This is a genomic window from Microcystis sp. M31BS1 (assembly GCF_020245285.1).
Classification (GTDB): Bacteria; Cyanobacteriota; Cyanobacteriia; order Cyanobacteriales; family Microcystaceae; genus Microcystis; species Microcystis panniformis.
This window is the reverse complement of the sequence record NZ_JADBVE010000044.1, coordinates 1-10,180: the sequence shown is the minus strand read 5'-3', so window position 1 is coordinate 10,180 and position 10,180 is coordinate 1. Positions and strand designations below refer to the sequence as shown.

General features: G+C 44.6%; 9 protein-coding genes and 1 pseudogene. 4 read left to right on the top strand and 6 right to left on the bottom strand.

Features of this window, described 5'->3' with window-relative positions; all coding sequences use genetic code 11:
* Positions 1 to 451 precede the first annotated feature (451 nt).
* The gene (locus tag IM509_RS02415) at positions 452 to 625 is read left to right on the top strand and encodes a metallothionein (RefSeq protein WP_185237635.1); all 174 of its coding nucleotides are present in this window, start codon (positions 452 to 454) and stop codon (positions 623 to 625) included.
* 98 nt (positions 626 to 723) lie between these two features.
* Complete coding sequence (locus IM509_RS02410) at positions 724 to 1,095, top strand: ArsR/SmtB family transcription factor (RefSeq protein WP_002800682.1); 372 nt, start codon at positions 724 to 726, stop codon at positions 1,093 to 1,095.
* Here the strand turns inward: IM509_RS02410 and IM509_RS02405 are convergent.
* Positions 1,092 to 1,880, bottom strand: a complete 789-nt coding sequence (locus IM509_RS02405; protein ID WP_002786927.1) for a pentapeptide repeat-containing protein — start codon at positions 1,878 to 1,880, stop codon at positions 1,092 to 1,094. The genes IM509_RS02410 and IM509_RS02405 overlap by 4 nt on opposite strands.
* Positions 1,881 to 2,081: 201 nt before the next feature.
* Here IM509_RS02405 and IM509_RS02400 point away from each other — a divergent pair, with 201 nt between their 5' ends.
* On the top strand, positions 2,082 to 5,144 hold the full coding sequence (locus tag IM509_RS02400; protein ID WP_185237634.1) for a sll1366 family intein-prone helicase: 3,063 nt from the start codon (positions 2,082 to 2,084) through the stop codon (positions 5,142 to 5,144).
* On the opposite strand, the gene IM509_RS02395 is transcribed toward IM509_RS02400, so the two are convergent.
* The 4 genes from IM509_RS02395 to IM509_RS02380 form a co-directional block, all read right to left on the bottom strand.
* A complete protein-coding gene (locus IM509_RS02395; protein ID WP_052278268.1) occupies positions 5,141 to 5,932 on the bottom strand; it encodes a DUF6515 family protein in 792 nt (263 codons plus the stop codon). The two genes, IM509_RS02400 and IM509_RS02395, sit on opposite strands and share 4 nt — an antisense overlap.
* A 244-nt stretch (positions 5,933 to 6,176) precedes the next feature.
* Positions 6,177 to 6,419, bottom strand: a complete 243-nt coding sequence (locus IM509_RS02390) for an AbrB/MazE/SpoVT family DNA-binding domain-containing protein (RefSeq protein ID WP_052278267.1) — start codon at positions 6,417 to 6,419, stop codon at positions 6,177 to 6,179.
* 91 nt (positions 6,420 to 6,510) lie between these two features.
* Positions 6,511 to 7,287 (bottom strand): DUF2092 domain-containing protein, encoded by a 777-nt coding sequence (locus tag IM509_RS02385; RefSeq protein WP_052278266.1) that lies wholly within the window; start codon positions 7,285 to 7,287, stop codon positions 6,511 to 6,513.
* A 33-nt stretch (positions 7,288 to 7,320) separates the two neighbouring features.
* A complete protein-coding gene (locus tag IM509_RS02380; protein WP_002738780.1) occupies positions 7,321 to 7,983 on the bottom strand; it encodes a potassium channel family protein in 663 nt (220 codons plus the stop codon).
* Between the two features lie 547 nt (positions 7,984 to 8,530).
* Here IM509_RS02380 and IM509_RS02375 point away from each other — a divergent pair.
* A complete protein-coding gene (locus IM509_RS02375; protein WP_185237633.1) occupies positions 8,531 to 9,925 on the top strand; it encodes a DUF2252 domain-containing protein in 1,395 nt (464 codons plus the stop codon).
* A gap of 123 nt (positions 9,926 to 10,048) precedes the next feature.
* Here IM509_RS02375 and IM509_RS02370 read toward each other — a convergent pair.
* A pseudogene (locus IM509_RS02370) lies at positions 10,049 to 10,180 on the bottom strand (IS630 family transposase); the annotation flags it as partial.

The following is a 10,180-nucleotide window of genomic DNA, read 5'->3' as shown; positions in this document are numbered from 1 at the left end:
AAGGTTTTTAGATTTATTCAGCCAGCCCTAAGTATCTAAGCACAATTAATTACACATCTAAGCCACTACTCCGTCAGACTTCTGCTGTGATCAGTAAACAGTGAACTGAAAACTCAAATCCGATCCCTAATAGCTGTATCCCGTCTCCCGTCTCAGAGTCTCCTGTATCCCGTCTCGGAGTCTCCTGTATCCCGTCTCGGAGTCTCCTGTCTCCGAGTCTCCTGTCTCGGAGTCTCGACTAGGAAATTAATTTTGCACGACTACTTAGCTTAAACAGTGAACAGAAAACTCAAATCTGAATCACTGATCAAGGAGAACTTCCCACCTCACCCTTGAGATAACTGCCCTAACTTTCCCGTCTGAGTTTTAGAAAAATTTAACTTTATTCAATCTATGAACATCTGTTCAGATGTTATACTAAAGTCAGTAAAGAAGTTCAGAGGTAGTAACCATGATCGCTGTCACCATGATGAAATGTGCTTGTGAATCCTGTAAGTGTGTAGTATCGATCGCCGATGCCATCAAAGAAAACGATCAATACTATCAATACTACTGTTGCCAAGCTTGTGCCAATGGTCACGTTAAAGGGAAAGGCTGTGGACACAATGACTGTCGTTGCGGTTAAATTTAGTTATTGGGGAGAAGGGGACAAGTATCGGGATTGAAGATTCGATCGATACCTCCCTTTCTCAACTTTCCCTTAATAACCGATCAGGAAAAAATATGGCCCTAGAGAAAATAGCACCGGTTTGTGGGGAATCCCATCACCAAGAGGCGAAATTCCAGCACTTGCAGGGATTAGAAATCGAAAAAGCCCAAAAAATGGCCGAATTTTTCAGCCTTTTGGGGGATGCCAACCGCCTAAGAATTCTGTCGCTTTTAGCCAAACAAGAATTATGTGTTTGTGACTTAGCCGACGACTTAGGGATGAGTGAATCGGCCGTATCCCACCAGTTAAGAACCCTAAGAGCCTTAAGATTAGTTAAATACCAAAAACAGGGACGGAGAGTCTTTTATCGTCTTGCCGATCATCATGTCCTTGACCTTTATTACGCGGTCTCGGAACATTTAGAAGAGCCAGCGGACGAGGACTAAAACAGTCCCAAAGCGGGTAAAACAAACTGTAAGAGCAGAGAACCAATCCCCTGCACCATTTGGTCTAATTGAGCGTTGCCACCACCTTGTTCTCGCGGTTTTAGGGCGATTTCCATGCCTTTAATAAAATTCTCTGCTGCTTCGTAACCGGGGGTGTTACCTTGCTGTTCAAAGAGAGTCGAAGCCATTTGAGCGTCCTGGGCCGCTAGAGCATTTTGTCCCAGACGATAGTGAGCCATGGCCCGGGCCAGATAAGCTGGAGCATATTCCGAGTTAATTGTCAAGGCCTTATTAAAATTTTCTATAGCGGCGCTGGTGCGTCCCTGTTTTCCTTCCACCATCCCTAGACCGTAGAATAGTTCGGGAGTACCGGCACTACTGGGAATTCCCACCGCACCCTGCACGTATGCAGTGTCTAGTTTGGTGTTTTCGAGGTTAGCATTATTGAGATAAGCGCCTCTTAAATCCGCACCCGTCAAGATTGCCCCGCTTAAGTTCGCTCCAGTGAGATTAGCACCAAAGAAAGAAGCACCGGTTAAATTGGCACCACTCAGATCCGCCCCACTTAAATTAGCTTGACTAAGATTAGCACCGACGAGATTGGCCCCATTTAATTTTGCCCCGGTTAGATTCGATTGCACCAACCCCGAACCGCTCAGATCGCATTGGGGACATTTTCGGGTGGATAATAATTGCTGTAGGTGGTTTAAATCTTCCCCATAACCAACTAGGGACAAGTTAAGGGGAAGACTGAGGACGAGGGTTAGGGCGATCGATTTGTACATAGTTTAAAAATAACTCTATTGATTATCATTGATAATAACCATGCGGTCGGGGCTAATCGCTGAACTAGATTTTGCTTGAGAAATCAGCCCTTGTCCACTAAAATAGGAGATTAGAGGCTCTTAAGGTCAGAAGAAGCGACAAAATCGAGATTTGTTACCTTTTCAACAGCAGGTTTTTTAGAGGAATTTCCCTATTTTATAATGACTACTCTACACGGTAATTGGCTGATTGGTTCGCAGGATAGTGTTTTTTTTCTTTGGGGTGAACAGTGGCAAGGGAAGGAATTAAGTGAAACCCAAGAAAATCATCCTTTTTGTCTAGAATCTGGGGCATTAGCCCAATTTATCGAGAAATTTTCCCCTCAGCTTAACCAGTATTCTCCAGAATCAATCAAGCTCAGTTTGCCTAGTTATTCTCCCCCTAGGAAAAAATATTCTTTACCGCTGCTGTCGGGGCAAATTCTCGAACCCACACCTAAATCCTTGTCTTGGCAACCATGGCAAGTATCGGGATTAACTTTTTCTGCGGGGATGATAGTACAGTTATGGGAAAAATTACCCCTAGCTAAGGCCGAATTTATCGGTAATGATCTACGATTTTGGCTGTATTTGCACCGTTGGAGTTTAGATTTATTAGCAAGGGGAAAGTTTTTAGCAGGAATAAATCAGGGTCAAAGTTGCTGGTATCCCCTGCTAGATAGTACCATCGATCGCACTCGTTTAGCTAAGTTTATCCAAACCATCCCCCCGGTTTGTCTTGTCTATCAAGAAAATAGCGAACCACAAACAATCATTCTCGATTGCTTAAAAAATATTGTCGATGCTCGTTTACGACAAAAAATAGATAGTACTGTTAATATTTCGCCGTCATTGATGGTGAAACCCTGGCTACAATCTTTAAGCGGTGATCATCATGACATTGCCTTAGAAGCCAAGAATTTACAGCGTCTAGAAAATGCTTATAATAACTGGGTGTTTCCTATCCAAGAAAGTTTAGTTAATGGCAATAATCGCCAATTAATCGAGAATCAATACCGTGTTTGTTTATGTTTACAACCTCCCAGTCTAGGAACAGCGTGGAAACTTACCTATTATTTACAAGCGTTAGATGATCCCGAATTTCTCATTAGTGCCAAGTTGATTTGGTTAGAGGGGAAAGAAAGTTATCATAGTTATCAAAGAGTTGTCAATAATCCCCAGGAAATTCTCTTAAAAGGATTGGGATTAGCATCGCGATTGTACGAACCGATTAGAATTAGTTTAGAGCAGAGACACCCGGAGGAATGTTCTCTTGATTCGATCGAAGTTTATCAGTTTATTCGCTCGATCGCTTGGCAATTGCAAGATCAGGGATTAGGGGTAATTTTGCCAACGGGTTTAACTGCTGGTAGCAATGAACAAAGATTAGGAATTAAGATTGCTGCCAGTGTAACTCCCAAAAAAGGAGAAAGATTAAGTTTAACCAGTTTATTAAACTTTCAGCTTAAATTAGTAGTAGGGGAACAGGAAATATCGAAAAAAGATTTTGATAAGTTATTAGAGAAAAAATCGCCAGTGGTGGAAGTGGGGGGCAAATGGTTAATCCTACAGCCTACCGATGTTAAAGCAGCTCAGGCAATTTTAAATAATACCATCACTCCCCTGAATCTCTCGGTGGAAGATGCCCTGCGCTTGAGTTCAGGAGATAATAATCTAATTGCTAAACTGCCGGTAGTCACTTTCCAAGCGGAGGGAGCATTAAAGGAATTAATTGATAATTTAAATAACAATCAAGGGATTCAATTAATCAACCCACCGCGGGAATTTCGGGGGGAATTACGCCCCTATCAAATCAAGGGAGTTAGTTGGTTAGCTTTCCTAGAAAAGTGGGGTTTAGGTGCTTGTTTAGCCGATGATATGGGTTTAGGAAAAACCCCGCAATTAATCGCTTTTTTACTAGCATTAAAAGAACAGGATATGTTAGTTAATCCCGTGTTAGTGGTGGCTCCCACTTCTGTGGTCAATAACTGGGAACATGAATTAAGAAAATTCGCTCCCACCCTGGCTGTTTTTGTGCATCATGGCGAAAAAAGATTAAAAGGTAAAGCTTTTGCTCAAGAGGTAAAAAATAAATCGGTTGTTATTACCAGTTATCCTTTAATCTATCGCGATCTGTCCAGTTTAGAAGCAGTACAATGGCAAGGTTTAGTTTTAGATGAAGCTCAAAATATTAAAAACTCTACGGCTAAACAATCCCAAGCAGTGCGAAAAATACCCGCAGGATTTCGGATTGCCTTAACGGGAACTCCCGTAGAAAATCGCCTGACGGAATTATGGTCAATTTTGGATTTTCTCAATCCCAATTTTTTAGGAACTCAAGCCTTTTTTCAGCGTCGTTTTGCCCTTCCCATTGAAAAATACGGCGATCAAGAATCCCTGCATAATTTACGTTCCCTTGTCCGTCCCTTTATTTTACGGAGATTAAAAACCGATAAAAATATTATTGAAGATTTACCAGAAAAACAGGAAATGAATATTTTTTGTGGTTTATCGAAAGAACAGGGACAACTTTATCAACAATTAGTCGAGACAACGCTCCAGAAAATTGAAGAAATTCAAGGAATTCAGAAACATGGATTAATTTTAACCTTGCTAATGCAACTAAAACAAATTTGTAATCATCCCGCCCATTTTTTGAAAGAAAATAGTTTAGAAACCAGTCAAAGATCGGGAAAATTATTACGTTTAGAAGCCATGGTAGAGGAAGTGATAGCAGAAGGCGATCGAGCTTTAATTTTTACACAATTTGCCGAGTGGGGAAAACTCCTACAAACCCATCTCCAGAAAAAATTAGCCGAGGAAATATTATTTCTCTCCGGTTCTACCAAAGCAAAAGATCGGGTAGAAATGATCGAGCGCTTTCAAAATGATCCCCAAGGACCAAAGATTTTTATTCTCTCCCTGAAAGCAGGGGGAACAGGATTAAATCTAACCCGCGCTAATCACGTTTTTCATATCGATCGTTGGTGGAATCCGGCCGTAGAGAATCAGGCCACTGATCGCGCTTTCCGCATCGGACAAAAACGCAATGTTCAGGTACATAAATTCATCTGTACGGGAACCCTAGAGGAACGCATTAATGAGATGATCGAAAGCAAGAAACAATTAGCGGAACAAACCGTAGATGCTGGGGAAAATTGGTTAACCGAATTAGATACCGATCGCCTGCGAGATTTATTATTATTAGATCGATCGGCAATTATTGATGAAGAAGAAACCGATTAGAAGCGAACGACCTGATAAACCGTGGAACCATTCTCAAACAGAGGCCGATAGTAAATACCGCTGCAATTGTAATAAAGCGTATTGTCAGCCGTAATTGTGGTGCAGCCGTCTGGGATATAGGTGACAATTGCGCCGATTGGCGGGGCCACCACCGTGTAGGAACTGCCGCTAGGTTGAAGATAGATGCCGTCCGAGTAAATGTAGGAAGTAGAACCCACATAGACGGTATTGTAGTAGGGGGGGAGAGTAGCGATCGCTGAACCGATGACTAAGCCGGTGGTCAAACCCACCCAACCCCAACCCGGGGGGACGTAATAACCGCCACCGTACCAACCGCCACCACGCCAGTAACCGTTGCGATTATCGTCAACAAAGTTCTGACGGTTCTGTTGGCGATCACTAACCTGCTGCTGCCGTTCCCCCTGTCTTTCGGTGCGTTCCCCTTGACGGATATCGGTTCTTTCAGTGCGTTCCCCTTGACGGATATCGGTTCTTTCAGTGCGTTCCCCTTGACGGTTTTGTTGATTAGTTTGTCTTTCCCCCTGTCTTCCAGAAAAATCTCTAGAGGTTTGGGAACGATTACTGAAATCTCTAGAGGGTTGGGAACGATTACTGAAATTCCCTCGGTTTTGCAGATCACTACTGCGGTTAACCCGTGGGGAAGCTCCACCACCGCCACGACCACCGCCACCGCCACCGCGAGCGTCCACATAATCCGTGATCAGTAAACTTGTACCCAAAAGGAGGGCGGCAAGAACACATAAGTTTTGACGTGAAGATCTTTTCATAGCCCGGACTCCTTGATTTTTTTATTTGCCTTGGCTGCTTATCTTCTCAGATTATTTTCTGCAAGCGTTCGAGGGTTTCTGGTGCAAAAAAACGCTCTCCTGTTTCTACACACACTCTGGCGGGAACATTTTCTATAATAAATCTGGGTTGGGTTCGGATAGGGTAAGGCTTTTGAGAATGTCCCGATTAGAACAGAATCGGCTTAATTCTTCTGAGAACATCCTGGAGCAACTGGAATGTATGTCACCAAACCTCCTCTCTCATTGGCCGCCCCCAATCCACTTCCGGCTCCGGTGATTCAACAACCTCAGCCAGTAGTTCTTCTAGACTTAACTCAGGCAAGGCTTGAATTAGCTCAATTACTAGCTTTCCGTTTTCCACAGAACATTCAACAACGTCCTTAGGATTGAGGTTCAGTGCCTCCACCGCATACTTGGGAATCCGAATCGCTAAAGAATTACCCCAGCGTCGAATCTGCGACTTCATGATCCCACCTCGAATTCGTTAGATATTCAAAGTATATCAAAACGCTGATTTAGGGGAATACCGACGAGCGATCGCATTTTATGAACGGGGTTTACGGCTGGGATTGATTATCCCTAGGGGGTAGAAGTTCGATAGGGATCGATTCTGATCCCGGTTGGAAAGTGAAAGTATCGGCGGGTGTACTAGGCTTAAAATTCCAATCGGATAATATTGCCGTGTACTGGGGTGAACCGGGTAGAGTTTTATAGGTAATAATCGCTTTCCTCATTAGGGGGGTGGCATCCTGCGTGACCCAGATTTGATAATCGCGATCGCTACCGATCAGCAGCAGGTGATACATCGGTTCGCGGTTGACCATGTCGTTGCCGATAAAAATAATTTGCTTGACATCGGCCATTAGCTCTGCACAGGGATCGTTCGCTGCCAGATTTGACATGGGAATGCTGATCCCGTACTTTTGTTCTACTTGGTCTAAGGCTTCATCTAGAGTATTCGGTGCCGGTTTTGTAACGTATAGATCCCGTTCCATATCCGCAAGGGTGAAGGTTTTACCATCGTAAAAAAAGCGGGTAACTCGTTCATCCCCAGTGTAGTCCGAGCGCAGGCGATTGGGTTTCTCTACCCAGATGTTTTGATAGGCACTGTACTGAACTTTCGCCCCAGAGTCGAGTACATCGTCATAGGTGACATCCATATTGACGGTGAACGCTCGCTGTTTGGTTAAATTAGCACAGAGTTGCTCGATCACTTGTTCCGCCGTTTTTGGGCGGATTTCCTGGGCCAGAGTGGGGATTTCCGCCAAGACTGCCGCAGCAGTGACCCAAGGCAAAAGCAAAGAAAGAATCGGGATAAAGCGACGCATAATCATCTAATATTCCCCCAGGGCGATGGATTGTTTTGGTTAACGACCATTGTGTAAACTGACTAAACGAGCGATAAAAACGGCGGGATAGAGAACTCCAGTCATTCCTTCTAAATTGGCTAGAACTCTAGCGATTTTACTGGTAGGAACTATATCACCGTAGCCAACCGTAGCCAGGGTAGTAAAGCTGAAATGAAGTAGATCCGCCTGGTTGACGGTTTTAGCGGCGGAGCTAAAGGAATCGGGGTCGAAAATCTGGACGATATTATAAGCGGATGCCCAGAAAAATCCCAAGAGAAAATAGACACAAATTCCCCCTTTGATGATATCTGATGTTACCTGTTCGGCGAGAATTAATTCTAGTAAAATCGAGTATACACATAAACTAACAAAAGCTAGAGAAATTAATGTACTAGATAGCTCGAACCAACGGTTGAAATCGCTATAAATAGGGATAATCGTGCTGAATGCTCGCAGGAGGAGGGCAATCAAAAACAGACCGATATTATATCTTAAAGCCAATTTACTGCGATCGATCTGATAGACGGCGATGATCAGAGAGAGGGAGAAGAAAAAGAAAATCAGCCAATCTCCCAGGGGTAGATATACTAAAAACGGGTAAATAATGTAGAGCGAGAGCAGATTTGCCAGCAGCCGATTGTATTTATTTTCTGTTGCCCGCATCAATTGACGGAATTTCATAGCAGCGAACCTTTAACTGGTAATATTTACTCCTGCTCATCAATTTTAAGGGTATTTACGGCGGATTCAGGATTGGTCTGGTACATTCTCCACGCCGAAAAGCTTATCCCATAAGGAATTAGCTGTGCCAGATGAATAAAGCAACCGCTGCATATCTTATCTTTAACCTGGAATATACCCCCCTTTTCCCCACAAAAGAGCGAGATTTTAGCCCCTGGCCGAAGGCTGAACATTAGATAAAATTTTGTTACGAGCATTCCACCAGCAATTTTTGAGCAAGATACAATCGAAATAGTAGAGCTGCCATTGGGCTAAAAGTTAAGCAAATTTAATCGATAGCCATTTCAGAAAAAAATGTGTCATCGATAATGTTGATCTTCCCCAGATAAGAAGCGAGTGAAGATTAATTGTTGAACCGAGCATCAGAAGCTATCTCTACAGGAGGAAATGTTAGAAAGTTATCCCAGAAAGGGAACCATCAGTCTTGACTTATCTATTTCCTATCTAACAGCAAAGGATTTGATCTCATTCAGGGGAAAAAGTCGCTATGAACCACCAAATAGAAACCCCGATCCGCTCACCTTCTCAAGCTCGATTCCGTTCACGGGAAGAACGCATCCAGATCGGTAAATCCCTGCGGGAGCGATTGCCGCGTTCTGGTCACGCTATCTGGCAACCCCCCGCAGCTGGTCGAGAGCCGATCGAAATCATCGAAGCATCAAATCGAGGGCGATTACAGGAATTGATTCCCATCCGCTACGGACGAATGTTGCGGAGTCCCTTTACCTTCCTGCGCGGTTCCGCTGCTTTGATGGCCTACGATCTGGCCACCACTCCCAAAACTGACATTATCGTGCAGGCCTGCGGGGATTGCCACCTGTTGAACTTCGGATTTTTTGCCACCCCCGAACGCAATTTAGTCTTCGATATTAACGATTTCGACGAAACCCTGCCCGCGCCTTGGGAATGGGATCTCAAGCGTCTCGTGGTCAGCTTTCTCATCGCCGGCAGGGATAGCGATCTATCCAATCAAGAATCGAAGGCAGCGGCGATCGATTGCGCTCGTTCCTATCGAGAACACCTGCGGGAATATTCTCGCCTCAGTCCCTTAGAGGTATGGTACACGCGCATAGGAGCAGAACAGGCGATCGAGATGGCCCCCGACGAAAAGACGCGGAAGTTGCGGGAACAGATGATGGCAAAAGCCCGCGAGCGCATCATCGAACATCTCTACCCCAAGATCGTCACCCAAACCGGCGGACGCAATCGCTTTGTCGATCAGCCGCCTATTCTCTACCATGTCAACGAACCAGATTGGGAGACTCTCGTGCGCGAGGGTCTGGAAGACTATCGCCAATCCCTGCCGGAGGAACGCCGAGTCCTCTTTGATCGCTACCAGTTAGAGGACTTTGCCCTGAAAGTAGTGGGCATTGGCAGTGTCGGCACCAGATGTTATATCGCCCTATTGTTCTCAGAAGATAACCATCCCCTCATCCTACAAGTTAAGGAGGCTTGCCCTTCGGTTCTAGAACCCTATACCGCCAAGAGCCAGTACGAAAATCAGGGACAACGGGTGGTTACAGGCCAGAGATTGATGCAATCCTCTAGCGACATATTTTTGGGCTGGACCCGGGGAAGAGGGGGCAACGACTTCTATTTACGGCAACTGCGGGATATGAAGTTTTCCCTACCCATTGAAGGAGTATCGGCCGTCCAACTGCAACGCTACGCCGAGTTCTGTGGCTGGACCTTGGCCCGCGCCCACGCTAAATCTGGAGATGCGGCCACCATTAGCGGTTATTTGGGGAAAGGAGATCAGTTCGATCTAGCGATGGGCGAATTTGCGATCGCTTATGCCGATCAGACAGAACGAGATCACGCCGCTTTGGTGGATGCGGTTAAAACAGGACGGGTTGAGGCTTTGGTAGAAGAAGATTTATAGGGATTAGGGAGCGATTTTGAGCGGATATAGGCAAGATCAGCCCCTTGCTGCTGAAAAAATTTAACTTTTGATGGTATAATTCGCCTGGAAAGTCAAGATCGGCTCTCAAAGGGTAGCTATACTTTAGACGTTCATAATCTGAGATTTATTAAACTTCTGAAATCGTAGAGTCAGCAAGGAATCCAGTTCTTTTTTATGTTTCAGATGGGCATCATTCAGACATTCATAAATAGCTGAAGAAAAGTCAGAAAAGTT